General features: G+C 49.2%; 21 protein-coding genes and 2 pseudogenes. 17 read left to right on the top strand and 6 right to left on the bottom strand.

From position 1 onward, the window contains the following. Positions 1–83: 83 nt before the first annotated feature. Complete coding sequence (gene rarD, locus V7723_RS06600) at positions 84–1,040, top strand: EamA family transporter RarD (protein WP_335683653.1); 957 nt, start codon at positions 84–86, stop codon at positions 1,038–1,040. 12 nt (positions 1,041–1,052) lie between these two features. Further along, a pseudogene (locus tag V7723_RS06595) lies at positions 1,053–1,945 on the top strand (DUF1848 domain-containing protein). A gap of 18 nt (positions 1,946–1,963) precedes the next feature. Here the strand turns inward: V7723_RS06595 and grpE are convergent. Continuing rightward, the gene (gene grpE, locus V7723_RS06585) at positions 1,964–2,602 is read right to left on the bottom strand and encodes a nucleotide exchange factor GrpE (protein WP_335683650.1); all 639 of its coding nucleotides are present in this window, start codon (positions 2,600–2,602) and stop codon (positions 1,964–1,966) included. A gap of 24 nt (positions 2,603–2,626) precedes the next feature. Then, positions 2,627–3,655 carry a heat-inducible transcriptional repressor HrcA gene (gene hrcA / locus V7723_RS06580; RefSeq protein ID WP_335683649.1) on the bottom strand — a complete coding sequence of 343 codons (1,029 nt, stop codon included), beginning with the start codon at positions 3,653–3,655 and terminating at the stop codon, positions 2,627–2,629. A gap of 126 nt (positions 3,656–3,781) precedes the next feature. Between hrcA and rph the strand changes: the two genes are divergently transcribed. Genes rph through hemW form a run of 3 tightly spaced genes read left to right on the top strand, consistent with a single transcriptional unit; the run spans position 3,782 to position 6,280 of the window. Next, the gene (rph, locus tag V7723_RS06575) at positions 3,782–4,498 is read left to right on the top strand and encodes a ribonuclease PH (RefSeq protein WP_335683648.1); all 717 of its coding nucleotides are present in this window, start codon (positions 3,782–3,784) and stop codon (positions 4,496–4,498) included. Next, positions 4,495–5,118 (top strand): RdgB/HAM1 family non-canonical purine NTP pyrophosphatase, encoded by a 624-nt coding sequence (rdgB, locus tag V7723_RS06570; protein ID WP_335683647.1) that lies wholly within the window; start codon positions 4,495–4,497, stop codon positions 5,116–5,118. Before rph ends, rdgB begins: the two co-directional genes overlap by 4 nt. After that, positions 5,096–6,280 (top strand): radical SAM family heme chaperone HemW, encoded by a 1,185-nt coding sequence (gene hemW / locus V7723_RS06565; protein ID WP_335683646.1) that lies wholly within the window; start codon positions 5,096–5,098, stop codon positions 6,278–6,280. The genes rdgB and hemW overlap by 23 nt, the downstream gene beginning before the upstream one ends. Here the strand turns inward: hemW and V7723_RS06560 are convergent. Beyond that, positions 6,277–7,755 carry a penicillin-binding protein activator gene (locus V7723_RS06560; RefSeq protein WP_335683645.1) on the bottom strand — a complete coding sequence of 493 codons (1,479 nt, stop codon included), beginning with the start codon at positions 7,753–7,755 and terminating at the stop codon, positions 6,277–6,279. The genes hemW and V7723_RS06560 overlap by 4 nt on opposite strands. A 130-nt stretch (positions 7,756–7,885) precedes the next feature. On the opposite strand from V7723_RS06560, the gene V7723_RS06555 reads away from it, so the two are divergent. The 3 genes from V7723_RS06555 to gshB all read left to right on the top strand — a co-directional run bounded on the left by V7723_RS06555 (position 7,886) and on the right by gshB (position 9,986). After that, positions 7,886–8,266: a YraN family protein gene (locus tag V7723_RS06555; protein ID WP_335683644.1), complete on the top strand. Its 381-nt coding sequence runs from the start codon at positions 7,886–7,888 to the stop codon at positions 8,264–8,266. A 97-nt stretch (positions 8,267–8,363) separates the two neighbouring features. Then, positions 8,364–8,957 carry a BON domain-containing protein gene (locus V7723_RS06550; RefSeq protein WP_335683643.1) on the top strand — a complete coding sequence of 198 codons (594 nt, stop codon included), beginning with the start codon at positions 8,364–8,366 and terminating at the stop codon, positions 8,955–8,957. Between the two features lie 87 nt (positions 8,958–9,044). Next, the gene (gshB, locus tag V7723_RS06545) at positions 9,045–9,986 is read left to right on the top strand and encodes a glutathione synthase (protein ID WP_335683642.1); all 942 of its coding nucleotides are present in this window, start codon (positions 9,045–9,047) and stop codon (positions 9,984–9,986) included. A 35-nt stretch (positions 9,987–10,021) separates the two neighbouring features. Here the strand turns inward: gshB and V7723_RS06540 are convergent, their stop codons facing one another. Next, positions 10,022–10,357, bottom strand: coding sequence for a YegP family protein (locus V7723_RS06540; protein WP_335683641.1), 336 nt, complete (start codon positions 10,355–10,357; stop codon positions 10,022–10,024). A gap of 190 nt (positions 10,358–10,547) precedes the next feature. Between V7723_RS06540 and V7723_RS06535 the strand changes: the two genes are divergently transcribed. After that, positions 10,548–12,068, top strand: coding sequence for a YifB family Mg chelatase-like AAA ATPase (locus tag V7723_RS06535; RefSeq protein ID WP_335683640.1), 1,521 nt, complete (start codon positions 10,548–10,550; stop codon positions 12,066–12,068). Positions 12,069–12,075: 7 nt separating this feature from the next. Here V7723_RS06535 and V7723_RS06530 read toward each other — a convergent pair whose 3' ends face one another. After that, positions 12,076–12,858 (bottom strand): tetratricopeptide repeat protein, encoded by a 783-nt coding sequence (locus V7723_RS06530; protein ID WP_335683639.1) that lies wholly within the window; start codon positions 12,856–12,858, stop codon positions 12,076–12,078. Positions 12,859–13,003: 145 nt separating this feature from the next. Here V7723_RS06530 and V7723_RS06525 point away from each other — a divergent pair, with 145 nt between their 5' ends. From V7723_RS06525 to V7723_RS06510, 4 genes are all read left to right on the top strand, one after another. Next, the gene (locus tag V7723_RS06525) at positions 13,004–13,723 is read left to right on the top strand and encodes an SIMPL domain-containing protein (RefSeq protein WP_335683638.1); all 720 of its coding nucleotides are present in this window, start codon (positions 13,004–13,006) and stop codon (positions 13,721–13,723) included. Positions 13,724–13,730: 7 nt separating this feature from the next. Beyond that, positions 13,731–14,579, top strand: a complete 849-nt coding sequence (locus V7723_RS06520; protein ID WP_335683637.1) for an SDR family oxidoreductase — start codon at positions 13,731–13,733, stop codon at positions 14,577–14,579. A gap of 63 nt (positions 14,580–14,642) precedes the next feature. Further along, on the top strand, positions 14,643–15,227 hold the full coding sequence (locus tag V7723_RS06515) for a TetR/AcrR family transcriptional regulator (RefSeq protein ID WP_335683636.1): 585 nt from the start codon (positions 14,643–14,645) through the stop codon (positions 15,225–15,227). Then, the gene (locus V7723_RS06510; protein ID WP_335683635.1) at positions 15,224–15,544 is read left to right on the top strand and encodes a hypothetical protein; all 321 of its coding nucleotides are present in this window, start codon (positions 15,224–15,226) and stop codon (positions 15,542–15,544) included. Before V7723_RS06515 ends, V7723_RS06510 begins: the two co-directional genes overlap by 4 nt. Here the strand turns inward: V7723_RS06510 and V7723_RS06505 are convergent. After that, positions 15,539–16,108, bottom strand: a complete 570-nt coding sequence (locus V7723_RS06505) for a TlpA family protein disulfide reductase (RefSeq protein ID WP_335683634.1) — start codon at positions 16,106–16,108, stop codon at positions 15,539–15,541. The two genes, V7723_RS06510 and V7723_RS06505, sit on opposite strands and share 6 nt — an antisense overlap. Positions 16,109–16,149: 41 nt before the next feature. Between V7723_RS06505 and argH the strand changes: the two genes are divergently transcribed. From argH to V7723_RS06485, 4 genes and pseudogenes are all read left to right on the top strand, one after another. Further along, the gene (argH, locus tag V7723_RS06500; RefSeq protein WP_335683633.1) at positions 16,150–17,547 is read left to right on the top strand and encodes an argininosuccinate lyase; all 1,398 of its coding nucleotides are present in this window, start codon (positions 16,150–16,152) and stop codon (positions 17,545–17,547) included. A gap of 149 nt (positions 17,548–17,696) precedes the next feature. Further along, positions 17,697–18,962, top strand: coding sequence for a diaminopimelate decarboxylase (lysA, locus tag V7723_RS06495; protein WP_335683632.1), 1,266 nt, complete (start codon positions 17,697–17,699; stop codon positions 18,960–18,962). A gap of 11 nt (positions 18,963–18,973) precedes the next feature. After that, positions 18,974–21,466 (top strand): TIGR02302 family protein, encoded by a 2,493-nt coding sequence (locus V7723_RS06490; protein WP_335683631.1) that lies wholly within the window; start codon positions 18,974–18,976, stop codon positions 21,464–21,466. Positions 21,467–21,490: 24 nt separating this feature from the next. Further along, positions 21,491–21,753 (top strand): annotated as a pseudogene (locus V7723_RS06485) (glycosyl transferase family protein); the annotation flags it as partial.

The raw sequence follows: 21,753 nt of genomic DNA, 5'->3' as shown, positions 1-21,753 counted from the left end.
TATGTTCGATCGTTTCTTTACGCCAGAGTAGCGGTTTGATAGGACATATGGTCAAATTTTAAAAAGAAAATAGGGGGGATCGGATGACCGAAACAAGTGCATCTGGAGAAACAGCACAAAAATCCTCCTTATTTACACCGGAAGAATCTCGCGGGCTGCTCAGCGCCCTTGGTGCCTTTATTATCTGGGGAGTCGCCCCCGTTTATTTCAAGTGGCTTTCGCATGTTTCTCCCCTTGAAATTATCTCACATCGTGTTGTTTGGTCCTTAATATTCGTCTTGTTCGTTGTGGTCGCGACCAAGAATTTAGCAAACTTTATTGCTATTTTTAAAGATAAACGAAAACTCATCATATTTTGCGCCACTACTATTTTTATAGGTTTGAACTGGCTGACCTTTATTTGGGCAATCGCTAACGACAGGATTTTGGAAGGAAGCCTTGGATATTATATTAATCCACTGGTTAATATTTTACTTGGCATGGTGTTTTTGGGAGAGCGCTTGAATAAGTGGCAAACCCTCGCTGTATCGCTGGCCGCGATTGCAGTCGCTATCATGACATGGCAAATTGGCGTGTTACCATGGGTTTCGCTCATTCTCGCTATTTCTTTTGGGTTTTATGCATTGCTGCATAAGAAGGTTCAGGTGCCGGCGCCGGTCGGTTTAGCGGTAGAAACGACGATCCTGTTCCCATTCGCGCTTGGGTTCGTCCTTTATCTTACATTTTCGCCGCCAGCAGAATCAGTTGCTGTGACTGAGGGAGCGGGTTTCTCGAGAGAGGCGGCGAGCTTTTTGCTGTTAATTGGCACCGGCATTGTGACGGCGATGCCGCTGATGCTGTTTTCCAACGCAGCGCGCTATCTGAAACTGACGACAATCGGCGTGCTTCAGTATTTGGCGCCGACCATGCATATGGTTATCGCTATTTATATTTATAACGAGCCGTTTGATAGCTCTCGGCTGGCAGCCTTTGGTTTGATTTGGATAGGCCTCGTGATTTTCAGTATTGATGGATACCGTAACAGAAAACGGATGTCCTAGATCTGTGATAAGATGTCTCTTGCGGTTCAGGAGCATCAAATGGCAGTTATTTCAGCGAGTTATAAAACAGATATTCCAGCGTTTTATGGCGATTGGTTCCAACAGCAGGTAACCCAAAAATTTGTTGAAATAAAAAATCCATATAACAACAAAAAATCAATTATATCGTTGGCTCCTGAAGACGTCGACGCGTTCGTATTCTGGACGCGAAATGCTGAACCTTTCTTGCCAGTTCTGTATAAAGATATTGCCGACAATCATCCTTTCTACTTTCAGTTTACGGTAACAGCCTATCCCCGGCTTATAGAAACCTCCGTTATTTCATCCGAAGATGCTATCTCGCAAATGATTTCAATCGCAAAACCTTTTGGCCCTCATGCCGTGGTTTGGCGATATGATCCGATATTTATTTCAGACCTCACACCTCTGAGTTTTCACCTTGAAAATTTTACGAATCTCGCGCGCCAGTTGGAAACCACAGTTAGTGAGGTCGTCGTGTCCTTCACACAGCCGTATGCGAAGACAAAACGCAATTTGGCTCGCCTCGAGCAAAAATCGCCCCTCAATTTTCAGGATCCTCCAGATGAAATCAAACAACCCTTTTTGGCGGAATTGCAGCCTTGTCGGGAATGAGGATGACACTCTGCACTCAACCGCAACAAATAACAGAACATCTGATGGGCGCGGCTTGCGTTGATAAAGACAGAATTGCTGCGAATGGTGGCGAAAATATTGAATCAAAATTGCAGGGAAATCGGGCGGGATGTTTATGCGTGGCGTCACGAGATATCGGTATGTATGACACCTGCGCCCATGGGTGTGTCTATTGCTATGCAGTAAGTAATGCCGAAAAAGCAAAAGCCGCGCTTAAGAAATATAAACGCGGCTTGGCAAAAAATAGTTAATATCTGCGGTGGAGATAGCTATGCTTTTTGGTCAACTTTTACGTCAGCTTTTTTTTGGCCGCCCTTAGCGACACCCACCATTGCCGGTCGCAAAAGTCTGTCCGCGATGGCATAGCCTGTTTGAACAACTTGCAAGACAGTGCCGGGCTCTACGGCGGGATTTTCCACTTCGAACATGGCTTGATGCAGGTTGGGATCAAATTTTTGGCCCTCCGCATCAATTATCTTGATCTTATGTTTTTCGAACGTATTCAAAAGCTCTGATTCTGTAAGCTCAATACCCACCAGTACATGTTTGACGTCTTCTTGTTCCCGTGCCTGCGCCGGAATGCTATCGATTGCCCGCCGCAAGTTATCGGAAACAGCCAACATATCGCGCGCAAATTTGGTGACGGCGTAGTTATGCGCATCTTCCTTTTCACGGGACGCCCGCCGTCGCATATTTTCTACTTCTGCCATAGCGCGGAGGACTTTGTCTTTCAGCTCAGCAATCTCGGCAGCTTGCTCCTCAACAATATTATCTTCGGCCGGCGTATCGGCTTCACCCTCATCTCCTTGCAGAGAGGGGTCATTTACTATTTCTGTTTCAGCTGTCGGGGCCGCCATTTGATCATCTGTTTGATCATTTGCCGGAGGGGTTTGTTTCGGGTCGTTCATTCTCATGTCATCCTAATAATAATTCTAGTCCAACAATCCACCAATAATTTTAGCCGTATAGTCGACCATTGGGACTATGCGCGCGTAGTTTAATCGGGTCGGTCCTATCACACCGATAGCACCCACAATTTGATCCTGACTATTCTGATACGGAGAGATAATCATTGATGTACCGGAAAGCGAGAAAAGATTGTTCTCTGAACCAATAAAAATTTTCACTCCTTTACCACCTTCTGCAAGCTCAAGCAATTTCATACGTTCTTTTTTTTCTTCTAACGTATCAAAAAGCTCCTTGATTTTATCAAGATCCTCAAGTGCTTGGACATTGTGGAGTAGATTTGAATGGCCCCGTATGATGAGTGTTTCCTCGCCGCCCCAACTTGCAATGTCGCTACTGATGAGATCCTGCGTTAATTGATCGATCTGAACCTGGTGGCTGTCCAGTTCGCGCTGAATTTCACTTTTCGTTTCGTTGAGTGATTTGCCAGTGAGCTTTGCGTTCAAGTAATTCGTTGCTTCTTGCAAAGCAGAATCGGACAATCCAACGGGTAATTCGATGGCCCGATTTTCAACCATGCCATTTGCCGTTACGATTATGACCAAAGCTTTATCAATACCAAGGCGAACGAATTCAATCTGCTTTACCGAACTATCTTTTTTGGGAGCAATGACCAAACCGGCGCAATTGGAAAGGCCCGATAACATCGAGGTTGCTTCGGATAATGTCTCCTCGATATTTCGACCTTCGATGATGCAGCGCGCTTTGATGTCGGAGCGTTCTTCTTCCGTCAAGTTTCCAACTTCCAGAATGCCGTCAACAAAAAGTCGCATACCTAACTGTGTCGGTAATCTGCCCGCGGACGTATGCGGAGAGTAAAGAAGTCCAGCATCGACCAAGTCTGCCATGACATTGCGAATGGATGCCGGTGACAAATCCAGCTGTGGGATTCGTGACAACGTGCGAGAGCCGACGGGCTCGCCTGTTTGCACGTAAGATTCCACGATATTCCGAAAAACCGCGCGGCTTCTTTCATTAAGTTCCTGAATTGACATCGGCTCAGCCGATAATTTCGTAAAATATGGACATAGGGGAGAATGTAGTGATCCACGATGCTTGCGTCAATCTGGAGCAGGGGTTACAAGGTGCGGCAACAGCGTTTTTCATGTAAAGGATATTTTATGCGCCCTTCCGGTAGAGCCCTTGACGAGCTAAGAAACATTAGTATGGAACCTGGTTATGCAAAGAATGCAGAAGGGTCCTGCTTTATCAAGTGCGGCGATACCCATGTCCTGTGCACAGCTAGTATCGAAGAGCGCGTCCCGCCCTTTTTGCGCAATTCAGGTAAGGGATGGGTTACAGCAGAATACGGCATGCTTCCGCGATCGACAGGATCTCGGATGGGCCGGGAAGCAGCGCGGGGCAAGCAGCAAGGCCGAACCGTAGAAATTCAGAGATTGATCGGCAGATCGTTACGAGCATTGGTCAATATCGAAGGCTTTGGCGAGCGCCAAATAACGGTTGATTGTGACGTCATTCAGGCGGATGGCGGAACACGCACAGCCTCCATTACCGGCGCTTATGTGGCGCTATATCAAGCGTTTGATAAGCTCGTTGAGCAGGGAAAAATAATAGAAATTCCAATGAAGGGCCAAGTCGCCGCCGTTTCCTGCGGTCTATACAAAGGAAACCCGGTACTTGATCTGGATTATCCCGAAGACAGCAATGCGCAAGCAGATGCTAATTTTGTTTTGACATCTAACGGGCAGATTATCGAAATTCAAGGGACGGCGGAAGAAGACCCTTTCTCTGAAGCGCAGTTTGGAAGTCTTTTCAGTCTTGCGAAAAAAGGGGTTTCGGAACTCTGTGCAATGCAGCGAGAGGCATTGGGAATTTGACGGAAGCTCGGAAATTTTCCGGACCCAAGCTGGTGGTGGCAAGTCACAATCCGGGGAAAGTTCGTGAAATTCAGGCGCTGCTGGACGAGTATGGAGTCACGCCAATCTCAGCCGGTGATATGGGTTTGCCAGAGCCTGTCGAGGACGGGGATACTTTTATTGCCAATGCCGAGATCAAGGCTCTGGCGGCGGCTCGGGCGACAAATATTGTTAGTTTGAGCGACGATTCTGGGTTCGCCGTTGACATGCTTGACGGTGCACCCGGAATTTATTCTGCACGGTGGGCAGGCCCTAAAAAAGATTTCGCCCTCGCCATGCAAACCGTGGAGGATAAATTGGTAGAAAAGCAGGCTAATGAACCAGCGAAGAGATCAGCATCATTTATTTGTGCTCTTACTCTCGCTTGGCCAGATGGTCATACTGAAAGCTTTGAGGGTCGGATCGAAGGTACGTCTGTTTGGCCACCCCGTGGTAATAACGGTTTTGGGTATGATCCGGTTTTCGTACCTGCCGGATATGACCAGACGTTTGGTGAAATGGACCCGTCTGCCAAGCATGCTTTGAGTCATAGGGCTAATGCATTTCGACAGTTAATTGATGCGTGTTTCTCAGAAATATAATATTCCTGAACCGGGATTCGGTGTGTATTTTCACTGGCCTTTTTGCCGGAAAAAATGCCCGTACTGTGATTTCAATAGTCATGTTAGAGATTCCGTGGATCAGGCCCGTTGGTCTAAAGCTCTGCTAGCTGAGCTCGATTATTTTGCGCGTTCGCATCCGAATGTACCAGTAACAAGCATTTTCTTTGGCGGCGGCACACCATCTCTTATGTCTCCCGATACGGTCGCTCAGTTGATTGAAGGTGTTCGTTCGCATTTCCCATTCTCAAAAGACATAGAGATTACCCTGGAGGCTAATCCTACGTCTGTGGAGGCCGTATCTTTTGAAGGCTATCGCCAAGCGGGTGTGACACGATTGTCTATGGGAATCCAATCTCTGCGAGATGAAGCTTTACGATTTTTGGGCCGAGAGCATTCCGTTTCAGAAGCGATAGCCACCATCGAAACTGCCCGTGCTATTTTTGATAATATATCGTTTGACCTTATCTATGCTCTGCCAGATCAAACAGCTTCTGAATGGCAGGAAGAATTGACAAAGGCATTGAGTCTAGCAGGTGATCACCTCTCATTGTATCAACTGACGATAGAGCCAAATACCGGGTTTGCTGGTGCCGTTCGAAGAGGCGAGTTTCGGATTCCTGGCGACGAAAAGTCAGAAGCTCTTTTTGAAATTACGCAGGCTATGTGCGAGGATGTTGGCCGCCCCGCGTACGAAATATCCAATCATGCACGGCCGGGATTTGAATGTCGCCACAATCTGACATACTGGCGATATGGTGAATATTTGGGCATTGGACCAGGAGCCCATGGCCGGTTTGACAACGCGGGGCTAAGAACGGCCTCTCAGCAATTTAAACGTCCTGAAACATGGCTCAAAAATGTCGAAGAAAAAGGGCACGGAACAGAAGTAAAGGAAGCTCTCCCAGATCCATGGGACCGTGCTGAAGAGATTATGTTGATGGGACTTCGATTAACGGAAGGGGTTTGGTTCAAAAATTTTGAGCGGTCGACAGGCCGCCCCATAGGAGCATTTCTTAATCACGATCGTTTGCAAATGCTTACGGAAAATGGACTAATCAGTATAGATGATGAACATATTTGGGCCACAAAAAAAGGTCGGCTGGTTCTCAATAGTCTTTTACCGGAAATATTGGCGAGCTAATTAATAAGCTGCTCGAATCCTTCTGGTGCTGGTTCTATGATGAGCAGTTCTTTCTGTCCGACTTCCAGGACCGCAAGCCCGCGCTCCGCAATACCGTTTACCGGAAAACGGAATATGCCGTCATAGCCGGTAAAGCCGTTTGCGTTTTCAATGGATACGCGATCAAATCTCGCTTCCGGGGGATCTTGCGCTAACAAACCCGCGAGAGCAGTTGCATCATAGGCAAGGCTTGCAATGCGGGATGGAGGGTATTGATAAACTTGCTCAAATCGCGCCCGAAATGCCTTTGCCTTTTCCGGAGATGGTGCCGAGAACCAACCACCAACCAAGGCGGGTTCAGAAGTTAAAGACTGATCCGCCCAGAGGCCCGTGCCTATAAATTGGACCACTTCGGGGTCAATATCATAGTAAGAAAGAAGCGGTGCCAATTCTTTCAGACGGGCGCCGCCTTCAGGAATAATAAGTGCGTCGAACGAGACATCACCAAATGTATCCATTTTTTCAAGCTTTTCGACATATTCTTCTGACGCTTTATCCGTTTCGTTCTCGTACAGCTTAATTTCTTCTTCAAGCTGTTTTTGACGCAATGTATAGTCCCCCATAACTTTCGCAATTTCATGAAGATCTTGGGCACCTTGCTCAACATTGACGGGATACCGCATAACTCGGTCAATATTCAAACCGAGGTCGTCACCGGATGCAAAAACATTATTGACCACTGCGTCACCATATGGAGAGTCTGGCGCGAGGACGGCGAAATTGAGCAATCCCTGGCGATACGAGAATTCCATTATTCGCTGTATCTGTTGACCGGCGGTCAACCCCATGACAAATACACCATCTCCTGCGACAGTCGTGTCTGTAGAAAAAGTAACTACATTGACGTTGCGAGGACGGGTCAGTGATCGAACCGGGCCTACCGACGTCGAAAACAACGGGCCAAGAATGAGCTCGGCGCCCGCAACGAGAGCCGCCGCCGCCGCGCTTTCTGCACCGCGAGTTGTACCTTTAGTATCGTAGGGTAGCAGCTGTAATTGACTGTTATTGAGATCGAACAGAGCCATATTGGCCGCCCGTAGAAGATCGTTGCCTATATTTTGATGTATTCCTGACAGAGGGAGTAGAATGGCTACTTTGATAGAAGGCGCCGCGGTGCCGAAACTGGGAACAGCTGTTCCTATTACAGTAGGTGCGGGCTCTATTAGCCGTGAATACGGGTCAAAAGGAGCGGCTGTTGGCGTGTTGGCAAGGTCTTCAAAGGCGGAATTGTTTTTCGGTGGGAGAAGCTTGTCAAGATCTTGTGAGGTTGCCGTGCTCGCTTTCTTAAGATCTTTTTTATCCTGTTCGCTGTCTGCTGTTGGTGTTTGTTGACAGGCGGTAACGGCAAGCGACAACAACGCGATGGCGCAAAAGGAAGATATTGATTTCCAAATCGTAACAATACGCGATCGAGACGCGATTTTTATGAGAAACAAGACCTACACTCCCTTGACCCGATACGGGATTACTATATCAGAGATTAGGTAACCAAAAAGCTGCGAGCAAGCAAATAGTTTAACTAAAATTCGAAGCCCCCTAAAGCAAACATTTAAGTAGGGCAAAAATTTGGCGCAATTGCTAAAAGACAAACAAAGGCAAATTCGACAACACGCTTACTTTAAGGGGCGCGCCGCCGAAACGCTGGCGGCGACTTATCTTCGTTGCAAGGGCTATCACATTGAAGCACGTGGTTACAGGAAACCGTTTGGAGAAATTGACATAATTGCCCGGCGCAACAATCTTCTTGTCGCGGTTGAAGTCAAATCGCGGCGCCAGATGGAGGCTGCACTATATTCGGTTTCTGCACGGCAAAGACATCGCATTAATAAGGCTTTGGAGGCATTCGTCATGGAAAGGCCAAAATTTAGTGCTTTTTCATTGCGGATGGATGTTTTGCTTGTGACGTCATTCTTGAAGTTACCACGCCATATTGAGAATGCATGGTGATTGTCTTATTTCGAGTGTTTTAACATCCGAATTTAGGAGCTATAGTAGCCAACGAAAGCCCAACTGCGGTTCTAGAAAACGAAGAAGGTAAGATGTCATGAAAATTGTTGCGTTTATTTGTTTTTCGCTTTTTGCAATGTCTTTTCTATCCGGTTGTGCCGGAGTGATTCTTGGTGGCGCTGCCGCAACAGGCGTGGCTGTTGCTGAAGAAAGATCTGTTGGAACAATTGTGGATGATGCCAGTATCAGTACACAAATTAAAGGCAAAATATTTGAGAAAAGCGAACCTTTGTTCACCGATACAGCAACGACGGTGAATGATGGTATTGTGTTGATCACGGGTCAGGTGCCAACGCCAGATGATCGTATTGAATTGGCTCGTATTGCCTGGAGTGTTCAGGGTGTGAAGCAAGTTCATAATCGAACGACGGTAAAAGGCCAAGGTGAGAGTCCCAGTTTCGCCTCAGATGCACTCATTACAACAAAGCTGAAATACCAACTACTTGCAGACACTAAAATTATGAATATTAACTACACAGTCGAGACCGTGGGAAAAGTCGTATATTTAATGGGTGTTGCGCAGGATCAAGCAGAGCTCGATAGGGTTGAAGCCCATGCGAAGGAAATCTCAGGCGTGCGGAGTATTGTCAGTTATGTTCAACTGAAAAGCGCTCTCTACGCAAAATCTTGAACAATATCGTTGTAGCGAATATATTTCGCACCCATCTGAGCAATATGAAATCGGCGGACAATTACCTAAAGTAAAGAGCGAATAATAATGAGTTTAATCGTTGCCCTTCAAATGGACCCCATCGAAGATGTTGATATTGATGGAGACAGCACTTTTGTTCTTGCTTTAGAAGCGCAGGCGCGTGGCCATAGCCTTCTTCATTATGGCCCGCAAGATCTTTCTTTTTCGAGCGGCCAAATTATCGCATCCGCACGTCCGATAACAGTAGCCCGAAAGAGGGGTAACCATTTTACCGTAGGCGACGTGGAACGTGTAGATTTGACCGAAGTGGATGTCGTCCTGATGCGTCAGGATCCACCCTTTGATATGTCCTACATTACGGCGACGCATCTTTTGGAACACATCCATCCCAAAACTCTTGTCGTGAATGATCCCGTCAGTGTCCGAAACGCCCCGGAGAAATTATTCGTTACCCATTTTGACGGTATTTTGCCGCCGACTTTGATTTCGACGAACCTTGATGAAATCAAAAATTTTCGGTCGGAGCATAAAGATATTATTATTAAGCCGCTGTATGGGAATGGCGGGGCCGGTGTCTTTCATTTAAAGCCAGATGACGAGAATCTCTCCGCACTTTGCGAGATGTTTACGGAGTTTTACCGTGAACCGATGATAGTTCAGAAGTATCTGCCGGAGGTGCGCCAAGGAGACAAGCGCATTATTTTGGTAGATGGAGAGCCCGTCGGTGCAATTAACCGGATTCCCCAAAAAGGTGAGGTCCGGTCCAATATGCATGTGGGCGGAAAAGCGGTAAAATCTCAACTGACCTCTCGTGAAAGAGATATTTGCGCTACTATTGGTCCCGCTTTGAAAGAGCAAGGATTAATTTTTGTGGGGATCGACGTGATTGGCGATTATCTTACCGAAATTAATGTTACGTCGCCGACAGGACTTCAAGAAATAAACCGCTATGACGGCGTCAAACTTGAGGCGACAATCTGGGATTGCTTGGAAGAGAAAATTTCCTGAATTATCAGGATACCCTGTCGACAACGTGTCATTAATTAGCCAGTTTGATCGTCAACACTTGCATCCGCTGCTGCGCGTTGTACGGCGCCCGTACCATCTTCGGCCGCGCTTTGGCTACTGTAACCCTGACTGGACAAGATAACTTCATGATTTCCGGCTTTCAGGTTGAAATACCATTTATCATTTTTGCCTTCAAAGACAGAGAAACGATCGTCGTTTGCAGCGTTCTTTTTTACTGATTCAATACCGTTTAGGGCACTGGCTTTAGCTTTGTAGCTTTCAGAGGCGCCAACATTTTCGCCGTTACCTGCCTTCAAGCGAAACCTGTGTTCGCCGCCTTTGTCTTCATAAAGTTCAAATTTACCCGCCATATGCCCTGCTCCTTTATATATGATAATGTTAAAGTATTATAATAAAGCGTTGTGGGCGCAAGAATAAAAACGACTGACTTAAAGGATCATAAAATAACTATTGATGGCGGTCAGATATTTATAGAATTTCATTTTTTGAAATACTTGCTATAATAGTTTTACTATATGTATTAATTTTATCAGGGCGCGTATGCAGGCAACAATAAAAACGGTTGCCTTCCAAGGCTTGAATGTCCTGGAAGTCGATGTGCAAATATTGATGGCAACTGGATTGCCGGCTTTCACAATTGTTGGCCTTCCTGATAAATCTATCGCGGAAAGTAAGGAAAGAGTGAGGGCGGCACTGACATCACTCGGGGTTGGACTGCCACCGAAACGCATTACCATCAATTTGGCGCCGGCTGATTTGCCAAAAGAAGGCGCCCATTACGATTTACCTATTGCCGTGGGCGTTTTAACAGCAATGGGTATATTGCCCCGCGAGGAAATGGAAAATTATTATGTTCTGGGAGAGCTTTCACTGAACGGACATTGCAACCCGGTTTCCGGTGTTTTGCCAACAGCAGTAGAGGCCGTTGCACGCTCACTCGATATTATCTGTCCGGAGGCTAGCGGACCGGAAGCTGCTTGGGCCGGCGACCTTGAAATACTTGCCCCGAATAGCTTGCTGGCTTTGATTAATCATTTTAAGGGAACACAGGTTCTTTCTGCGCCTAAGAAAGGCGAGATTATTGACGGACCTCAACCGTTGCGATTAGAGGATATAAAAGGTCAGGAATCGGCGAAAAGGGCACTTGAGGTCGCCGCTGCCGGAGGGCACAATCTACTAATGACAGGTCCGCCAGGCTCGGGTAAGTCCATGCTCGCTTCACGGTTGCCAGGATTGTTGCCACCCTTGGATGCGGCCGAAGCGTTAGAGGTCAACATGATTTCAAGTATATCTGGAGAAATGAAAGAGGGAAGAATATGCCGGCAGCGTCCGTTCCGAGATCCTCATCATTCCGCATCCGTTGCAGCAATGGTTGGCGGCGGTAGAACAGCAAAACCCGGTGAAGTTTCTCTTGCTCATCTGGGTGTTTTGTTTCTGGATGAACTGCCGGAGTTTAACCGTCAGGTCCTGGAATCACTCCGGCAACCGGTCGAAGCGGGCAAAGCTGTTGTGGCACGTGCTAACGCGCATGTTACATATCCGGCACGTATGCAGCTTATCGCAGCGATGAACCCTTGTCGTTGCGGTTATCTGGAAGATCCGTCATTGGCGTGTCCCCGTGCGCCAAAATGCGGGCGTGATTATCGTGCGAAAATATCAGGCCCGATGCTTGATCGTATCGATATTCATGTGGACGTGCCAGCAGTATCCGCGCTGGATTTAACACAACCGAGACAGTCTGAAACGACTCGTGTCGTCGCGGAACGCATATCCCGTGCTCGGTTGTTGCAGCGGCAACGATACGAGCAAATTGATCACCCCATAAAACTTCGAACAAATGCGGATATAGATGGTGAGGTTCTGGAAAAATTTGTCGTTCTCGATGAAAATGGTAAACGATTGCTAGAGGATGCGATGGTAAAATTTAAAATGTCCGCAAGAGGGTACCACCGGACTCTCAAGGTCTCCAGAACACTGGCTGACTTGGTGCAAAGCGAAGAGGTCAAGCGTGTCCATGTCGCCGAGGCTTTGGAATACCGGCTCCGTTTAAGGATCGCTTGATGAGCGCCTAATTGTTTGTATTAACGTCCAGCTTTTCTAAATTTATACGCGCGGTTTCCGCAGCGGTACTGTAGGGAGAAAGGTTCAAGACTTTAAGCCAATCGGCTCGGGCCAGATTGTCCTTGCCACTAAGCCGAAAAAGAATACCGCGCTCCACGAGGCCTGACAATAAGTCGGGCGTCAGAGATAATGCAAGCTCGATATCTTCCAGGGCGCGTTCGTTGTTGCCTAGTTGCCGCCAGGCGGCTCCGCGAAAGACAAGTGCGTCGGTTCTTGTGGGATCCAGCTTCAATGCATAATCCAGATCATCGAATGCAGCCTTGAAATTATTGGTTTGAGCAAAAACACGGGCGCGATCAATGCGTAATTCAATGTTATCCGGCTCAAATTCGAGCCCTGCACTGGCGACAGCCTGAGCGCGTTGAAGATTTTCTGCGAGCAGCCAGGCATTTGCAGCTTGCCCCAAAACAGCAACCACCAACGGCGAGCCAGATTCTCGCAGATCTTCCGCGAGCTCTTCGAGGCGAGGAGCTGCAATATGGTATTTTTTCATTTCCATAAGGGCTAATGCCGCGCAGTGCCGTGCGGGAAATCCGCCACCTTTGTCGCGCCAGGCTAAAGCAGATTCGAAAGCCATCTCGGGCTCCCGCGTCGTCAGCGTCAGACAGGATTTATACTCTGCCTGTTCGTCCCGATCTTGTGCACTGCCAAGGGCGATATGGCTTGCCCCAAAGACGATGGACAACAGGCAAATGCGGAAAATTCTGTTCATTACTTTAAAAATAGACATCCTTGGTTCATATAGTCATTTAATCATGTCATCAATAGGATGGCAGGGCGCGTCAAAAAAACGTTCAAAGTTGACCTGCCTTAGTTTGGACGAGATTGACACATAGATGCGAATGCTATGTCCAATAAATAGACGGAGACCAATAATGAATAGATTTGTTATAGCGAGTATTGCTTTTCTTAGCCTCGTGCCACTTGCATCGGCTGAAACGATGCGACATCAATATCCTGTTCAGGATCAAGTGATAATCAATCTTACAACAGAAGGCTGGGCTAAAACGGATACGGCACGGGTCTCCGTCTTTGTCGATCTTGTTCAGCAGGAAGAAACGGCTGACGCCCTGAAAACAAAAATTAATTCCTCTCTCGAAGCTTTGGCCAAAGGCGTGGATTGGCGGATCACTTCTTCCAGTCAAAGGCTAGATCAAACGGGCCTAAATCGGTGGTATGTGACAGCGGAAGCTCGTATCCAGGAAAAAAATATTGCGGGTCTGCAAGATCGCGCGAAAGATGCGAGTAACCCTGGCTACAAAGTCGGTATTTCAAATGTTGATTTTACACCGTCCCTTGCGGAGTTCGAGACACTGCGTTCGAAATTGCGGGCGGATATTTACACTTTGGCCGTCGCGGAAGCGACACGTTTGAATACGGCTATGCCGGGTCAGGACTACCACGTCCGAATGGTTGATTTCGTGCAGCAACGTCCGGTTATGCATATGGAGAATGCACGCGCGCAAACCATGATGGTAAAGTCTGCTGCAGATAGCGGCGGTGCTGGCGCCAGTGCGCAATTACTGGTATCTGTGAAACAGACGGTCTCGGCTCATGTTGTCCTGGGACGAACTGAGCAACCTCTGCAGAAATAGGACCTCAATGACCCGCCGATTGTTTTGTTTTGGATTAGGTTTTGCAGCTCGAACTTTTGCCCATGACTTTCCTGAATGGAAAGTCATGGGAACAGGGCGATCGCCGGCGACTGACAAACCGCAAGAAACCTTTTCTGTCTATCCATTTCGCCGCGACTGCCCAGTTGAGAATTTTGCAGACTTGGCAAAAGATGCGACGCATATCCTGCTGTCAGTGCCGCCGGATGAAGTTGGTGACCCGGTTTTTGATGTAATGGCGGCGCAGATCCGGTCTTTACCCTCATTGCACTGGATAGGCTATCTGTCGACAACAGGTGTTTATGGAAATCTTGAGGGTGATTGGGTTGACGAGAATAGCCCGTACAATCCCTCTGGGTATCGGGGCCGACGACGCGTCGATGCAGAAAAATCCTGGCTTCGTCTGTTTAATGAATTTGGCATGCCGGTCCACATTTTTCGCTTGCCGGGTATTTATGGCCCCGGCCGGAACCAACTCGTCTCTTTGAAAAATGGTAAGGCGCGGCGTATTTCAAAGCCTGGTCAAATATTTTCGCGCATTCATGTTTCGGATTTAGCAGCGATTTTGTCGGCTTCCATGACGAAACCCTGCCCCGGGAGTATTTATAATGTTGCGGATGATGCGCCGGCTCCACCGGAAGAAGTCGTTGCCTATGCAGCGGAGCTTCTTGGAGTGGCGCCACCTCCCTTACAGGACTTCGAGACGGCTGATCTCAGTCCCATGGCCCGAAGCTTTTATGCGGACAGCAAACGGGTTAGTAACGCAAAGATAAAAGCCGAGCTTGGGATTCGTCTCAAATACCCTACATATAGAGAAGGGCTGACAGCTTTGCTTTAACGCGAAATGCGTATATAACAGGGCCGAGAATGATATGTTTCGTATGAGTGGACGATAGGTAAAATGCCGAGAACGAAGTGCTTTAATCGCGACGACGCTTTGGAAAAAGCCACGCAAGCTTTCTGGATGAAGGGCTATGAAGCCACTTCTGTTCAAGAGCTTGTCGACTGCATGGGCATTAATCGTGGCAGCCTGTACGACACATTCGGTGATAAGCACAGCTTGTTTTTGGAAGCTCTGGATCAATATAGCTCAAATTCCCAACTGCGCCTCGAAAGCTTTCGTAAAGACGGGGATGCCCGGGAAATTCTGACGAAATTCCTCTATCTGTTTATGCAAAAACAGGTTTCGGATCCGGAACGCCGAGGTTGCTTTATAACGAATTCGGCCGTTGAGCGGTCGTCCCGAGATGATGAATGCGCAGATCGTATTCGATTGTTTTTTGAAGAAATGGAAAGCAGCCTTACGGACCTGATTGCGCGCGGTCAGAAATCAGGTGCATTCAAATCAAAACGTGATGCGGCGAACCTAGCCTCCTTTTTTATAGGCGTCATGCAGGGAATTCGGGTGATCGGCAAGGTTAATCCTAACGAAACTGTTCTAAGACCCATGGTTGATGTTGCCCTAACGGTTCTGGACGCCGAATGAGCGAAGAAGGCTTTGGTCTTCAGCTTTGGGGTGCCGCGTTTCAGGCTGGTTCTTTTTTATGCCTGATGGCAATCCCCTGGACAGATGGTAAAATTCGACTTTTAGTGTCCATAGTTGCCGCTGGTGGATTTTTATCCATTCTTGGGTTTCAGTTTTATGTCGGGTATGCGGAACAAGATTTTGGTCTCGCCTTTGACTTGATGACTGTGACAGTCGCTAGCATTATTCTGTATTTCCTCGGAAGCTGGTTAGTGGAACGGCTTTTCCGCCTGTATTTGCTGAGTCGCCGCCGCAAAGGCCCGCCTCCGGGCTCATGAGCCCGAGATAATATGCTGGATTAATGCTTTTGATTCTGGCTCATCCCATTCCGCAGGTCCAATAAGACGACCGACTTCCTGACCGTCACGGGTCAGCAGAATAGTGGCGGGTAGGCCAAAAACCCCAGCCGCCCGGCCTGATTTAACAGTTTTGTCATTCAAGGGAGCCAGATTCTCCAGGCCCAGGCGCTCGAAAAAGCTCTTCACTTTTTTCATACCCTGCAGATCCTGTCCGACGGCGAGCACTTGAAAATCGTCGCCACCCATATCCGCCTGCAAGCGGTCTAAGCCGGGCATTTCCTTACGGCAAGGTGCGCACCAGGTCGCCCAGAAATTAAGGAGAATGACTTTACCGCGGTAGTCTGAAAGTTGCTCCTGCTCTCCGGCAGCATTGGTGAAACTGAAGTCTTTGAAAGGGCGTGGTTCATCATACGGCGCAAAATTCTTCATCTCGCCCGTTATATAGTTCGAAAGATTTTCAGAGAAAGCGGTTGATGTCCCTGCCCCAAGGCTAGTAAATGTAAGCAAGATCAGAAAGCCGAAGAATTTTAGATGTCTGGTCATTATGTTAATTACAGTCCAATAGTTACAAAGTGAGCCCAACGATGAGCGCAAATGAGCTTTGGGGTGGCAGGTTTGCCAAAGGCCCCGCTGAAATTATGGAACGGATCAATGCCTCTATTGATTTTGACCGTCGGCTCTATGCCCAAGATATAATGGGTTCGATGGCCCATTCCAGTATGTTAATCGCTAAGGATATTATATCTAAGGCGGATGGGGTTAAAATACAGGAGGGATTGCAAACAATTCTTCGTGAGATTGAAGCTGGCAACTTTAAAACCGACCCGGCATTGGAAGATATCCATATGCATGTGGAAGCACGGTTGCGTGAATTGATCGGCGATGCCGCTGGCCGCTTGCATACGGCCCGGTCACGCAATGATCAAGTTGCGACGGATTTCAGGCTTTGGGTTCGCGATACCATGGACCATCTGGATGGCGAGCTGAAAGATTTGCAAAATGCGTTGCTAGATCAGGCAGCGGCTGAAGCCGATACAGTAATGCCCGGATTTACCCATTTGCAGGCGGCACAGCCTGTAACATTCGGTCATCATATGCTGGCATATGTGGAAATGTTTGGTCGCGATCGGAGCCGACTTTCTGATGCCCGTACGCGAATGAACGAAAGCCCATTGGGATCCGCAGCGTTGGCCGGTACCTCTTTTCCCATTGATCGGGACATGACGGCCAGAGAACTCGGGTTTGACAGGCCGACGGCCAATTCTCTAGACGGTGTTGCAGATAGAGATTTTGCTTTGGAATTCCTGAGTTTTGCATCCATTTGCTCCATGCATCTTTCACGGTTGGCAGAAGAAATAGTTATCTGGTCCAGTGCCCAGTTCCGGTTCGTTGAATGCTCCGACAGCTTTTCTACTGGCTCTTCGATTATGCCGCAGAAGAAAAATCCGGATGCTGCCGAATTAATCCGCGGGAAAGCCGGACGGAGTGCCGGGGCCTTTACAAGCCTTCTGATGATGATGAAGGGGCTGCCAATGACCTATGGCAAAGATATGCAGGAAGATAAGGAGCCGGTTTTTGATGCGACCGATAACCTGCAGCTTTGCCTGGCTGCCATGAGCGGCATGATCCGTGATATCAAAGTTAATGGCGAGGTGATGACAGCCGCCTCCGGTGCTGGATTTACGACGGCAACAGATCTTGCCGACTGGCTGGTTCAGCAGCTCGATATGCCGTTTCGCAATGCCCATCATGTTACCGGCGCTTTGGTCAAACTGGCCGAGGACAATGGATGTGGGTTGGAAGATTTGAGTTTGGCGCAAATGCAGACGATCGAACCAACAATCACCGACGGTGTTTTTGCCGTTCTGGGTGTACAGAATTCCGTTGCCAGCCGCATGAGCTATGGCGGGACGGCGCCCGTGCGGGTTCGTGAACAGATCGCCGCTTGGAAAGATAAATTAGCGAACGGGGCGACATCATGAAACGCGTCATTACCACTATGCTTGTCTTGCTATTTGTCGGGAGTGCTTTAAGCGCATGTGGAATCAAAAACCCGCCGAAATATGTCCCTGATAGCGAGAAAACCGAAAAAAGTAAGAGTTAAGGGCGCGGCCCGGAATTAGTGTGAATAATGGATCATTTTACGTACAAAAACGGTGAACTTTACGCCGAAGACATTGCCCTTCGCGCCATTGCCGAAGAGGTAGGAACGCCTTTTTATTGTTATTCTTCTGCCACATTGGAACGTCATTATAAGGTTTTTTCAGGGGCATTTGACGGCGTGAACTCATTGGTCTGCTATGCATTGAAGGCAAACTCCAATCTGGCGGTTATCCGGACACTGGCGGAGCTTGGATCTGGCGCAGATGTGGTTTCTGAAGGTGAATTGCGCCGCGCGCTGGAAGCCGGCATTCCGGCCGAGAAAATTGTTTTCTCCGGTGTTGGAAAAAAGCCGCAAGAAATGCGCTATGCTCTTGAAGTCGGCATTCATCAGTTCAACGTTGAATCAGAGCCCGAAGTCAGAGTGTTGAGTGAGGTTGCCCACTCCATGGGAAAAACGGCGCCCATCACCTTCCGGGTCAATCCGGACGTGGATGCAAAAACTCATGCGAAGATTTCCACGGGCAAGGCGGACAATAAATTCGGCGTTCCCTGGCAAGATGTGTCCCGCATTTACCGCGAGGCCGCGGCTTTGCCGGGCATAGAAATTGTCGGTGTTGATGTTCATATCGGGTCGCAATTAACAGATCTCGAGCCCTACAAAAATGCGTTCAACCGGGTTCGCGAGCTGGTTCAGCAATTGCGGGCCGAGGGCCATGATATTAGCCGGGTTGATCTAGGCGGTGGTTTGGGCATCCCGTATGATGCGGATATTCCGCCCGAACCGGCGGCCTATGCCGCCGTAGCCCTCGAAGCCATCGGCAATCTTGGTTGCCAGGTGATTTTTGAACCTGGCCGCTTGATTGTGGGTAATGCCGGGGTTCTGGTGTCCGAAGTGATTTATGTAAAACAGGCAACTGAGCGCAAATTTGTTATTCTGGACGCGGCCATGAATGATCTGATCCGTCCGGCCATGTATGATGGCTATCATCAGATTGATCCGATCCGCGAGGATCAGAAAAACGCCGAGTATGCGCCGGCGGATGTGGTTGGGCCGGTTTGCGAAAGCGGCGATACATTTGCCCGGCAACGAGACATGCCCTATCTAGAAGATGGGGATCTTGTTGCTTTTCGGAGTGCCGGTGCCTATGGCGCGGTCATGGCGTCAACGTATAATACCCGCCCGTTGGTGCCGGAAGTCTTGGTGAAAGGTGATCAATATGCGGTGATCCGGGCCCGACCGAGCTTGGAAGACTTGCTAAAGCTTGATATACTGCCGTCTTGGCAGCAGACCTGAAAAGAGGATGAATGCGGCGCCGGAATGATAGCGATGATGGGGGATATGGCTTAGCCTTTGAGACGCGGGTTTTGATCGCTCGTTTTAATCTGCTCATCGAAAGTATCTGGCTGCACGGCCGCATTTTCTTTTGCCTCACCGGTTTGCTGATCGCATTGTCGCTGCTGGATCTTTGGTCGTTCACCGGTGATTTCTTACATGTTCTGGCACTTTGCCTGTTTCTGGGTGCCGCTGGCTACAGTCTGTATAAGGCGATCCGGTCCTTCGTGCCCCCAACACGGGCGCGGGCGTTGGCCTATCTGGAACGACGTAATCGCCTTAACCATCGACCGTTGCAATCTCTCGGCGACACGTCCGATGCGGAAAATTTCAACAACACCGCGTCCAGCCGGATGTGGCGGATCCATCAAAAATCTCTTCGCAAAAATGTCAAAGGCGTTCGTGCCGGTTTTCCTAAGCTGGATATGGGTATTGATGATACTTATGGCATACGGGCATTGATTGTTCTGCTGGCTTTTTTGTCATTTGTTGTTGCGGGACCCTTGGCAGCAGATCGTTTGATCGCGGGTTTTACACCGTCGCTTGGTACGCCGACGCCAAAGGTCGAGGTGACCGCTTGGATTACGCCACCGCTCTATACGGGGCAGGCACCTATCCTTTTAAAAATCGATGAAACAAGGCTCAAGGAAGGCCCCGCATTATCATATGTGGTGCCAACCGGCAGCACGTTTGTCGCCCGGGTGTTTGGCGGAAAAGACGGGACGCCGTCATTGGTGCAGGGAACGGAACGGCTAGATTTTGGCCGGCTTGATGCGCGCAATTTTGAACTCGAGACAACCTTCACAACAGTGGGTGATCTGATAATAGAAAAAGACGGCGATATCGCGGCGCGGTGGAACCTGACCATTGTTGCGGATGAGCTGCCAACAATCTCTTTGCTCGTCCCCCCTGAAGTAACGGAGCGATCCGCTTTTCATCTTCAATACAGGGCGCTGGATGATTACGGGGTTAGTCAGATTGGGGCTGAAATCAGCCGGAAAAATTCCGACGAAAAAATTAAGTTGAATTTACCGGCGCCGGGCCGCGGGACATCGCAAGTGGTCGGGAAAAGCTATCACGATTTAACCGCTCATCCGTGGGCCGGACTTGATGTTGAACTTGTCTTGTACGTCGAGGATCTTCTTGGCCAAAAAGGTCAATCCGAAGTAACTGTCATGGTCCTGCCTGAACGGACCTTCACCCATCCGATCGCCAAGGCATTGATTGAGCAACGCCGTAATCTTGCGGCCGATCCAGAGCTTAACAAACCAAATGCCGTTATTGCCCTTGCTGCCATCTCGCTGATACCCGAAGCTCTCAACGGTGATTTCGTTGCCATCCTGTTGATCTCGACGGCTCAGTCTTTACTGACCCATGGCGGCGGCCAAGAAGCCATCGATGAAGTGGTTGACCTGCTTTGGGATACGGCGTTACGACTGGAGAATGGCGATCTTTCCATGGCGGAAGCGGCCCTTCGCGCGGCAGAACAGGCACTGATGGAAGCCCTTAACAACGACGCGAGTGATGCACAGATCAAGGAATTGGTCGACGATTTGCGGGCGGCTATGGATAATTTTTTGCAAGCACTAGCGGCTCAGCAACAGGATACGGCATCGCAATCTCCGGCGGATCCAAACAGTAATGACAGAACTGTCAATCGTGACGGATTACAGAATCTACTGGATAAAATCGATCAATTTGCCCGTAACGGGGCACGGGACGCGGCCCGCCAGTTATTAAGCGAGCTGCAGGATATCATGGAGAATTTGCAGAATGCGCAGCGCGGCCAACCGTCGCAAAGCCAGCAAGCCCAGCAACAGATGCTCAATGAGCTCGGCGATTTGATGCGCCGGCAACAGGAGTTGTTGGATGAAACTTTCCGCCAGTCGCAAGAAAACCAGAATGCTCAGCCTCAACAAAATGGCCAGCAACAGGAACAATCCCAAAATCCTGGGCAGTCCGGCGGGCAGGGTAAAAACGGAATGGAGGGTCTGGCAACCGGTCAGGAAGCCCTGCGCCAGATGTTGGGCGACCTGATGGGCCGTCTGGGTGAGAAGGGTGAGATCCCACAAGGCCTCGGCCGGGCTGAACGATCCATGAATGAGGCGCGCAAATCGCTTGAACAGGGTCAAGGAAAAGGGGCTCAGCAATCCGAAGGCGAGGCGCTGGAGAATATGCGCCAGGGCGCGGAAGCCATGGCCCAGCAAATGATGGAGAATGGTCAGGGGCAAGGCGGGCCGTCGACCGGGATGCAACAAGGCCAAGGCCGAGATCCCTTGGGTCGTCAGCCTGGACAGCAAGAAGGCAGTCAGGGCCGCGGTATGGACACTGGTGTGTTGGAAGGGGCAACCGATGCCTTTAACAAAACCCGTTCCATCCGCAGTGAAGTACAGCGACGCCTGTCCGATCCGTCACGGGATGTGCTGGAGCGGGAGTATTTGAAACGCCTGCTCGATTTTTTCTAGAATTTCCGGAACAGAATTTTAATCATGACAACCGACCATCCGTTCGCCGAGTATGTGCGCATTCTGGGCAAGGGCCCAAAAATGTGGCGGCATTTGACCTTTGACGAAGCGCGTGCCGCCATGGGCTTGATCCTGAGGGGAAAAGCGGACCCGTTGCAAGTCGGCGCTTTTCTCTTGTTGCTGCGGCGCACCGGGGAGACAGGTGAGGAGCTGGCCGGCATGGTGGCCGCCGCCCGCGACAATTTTCTGGATACAAATATCACGGCCACCATAGATCTGGACTGGCC

Origin of the sequence: Sneathiella sp., assembly GCF_036960985.1 — a bacterium.
In the GTDB taxonomy this organism is placed as follows: Bacteria; Pseudomonadota; Alphaproteobacteria; order Sneathiellales; family Sneathiellaceae; genus Sneathiella.
The sequence above is the reverse complement of the archived record's forward strand: the minus strand, read 5'-3'. Positions and strand labels throughout refer to the sequence as shown.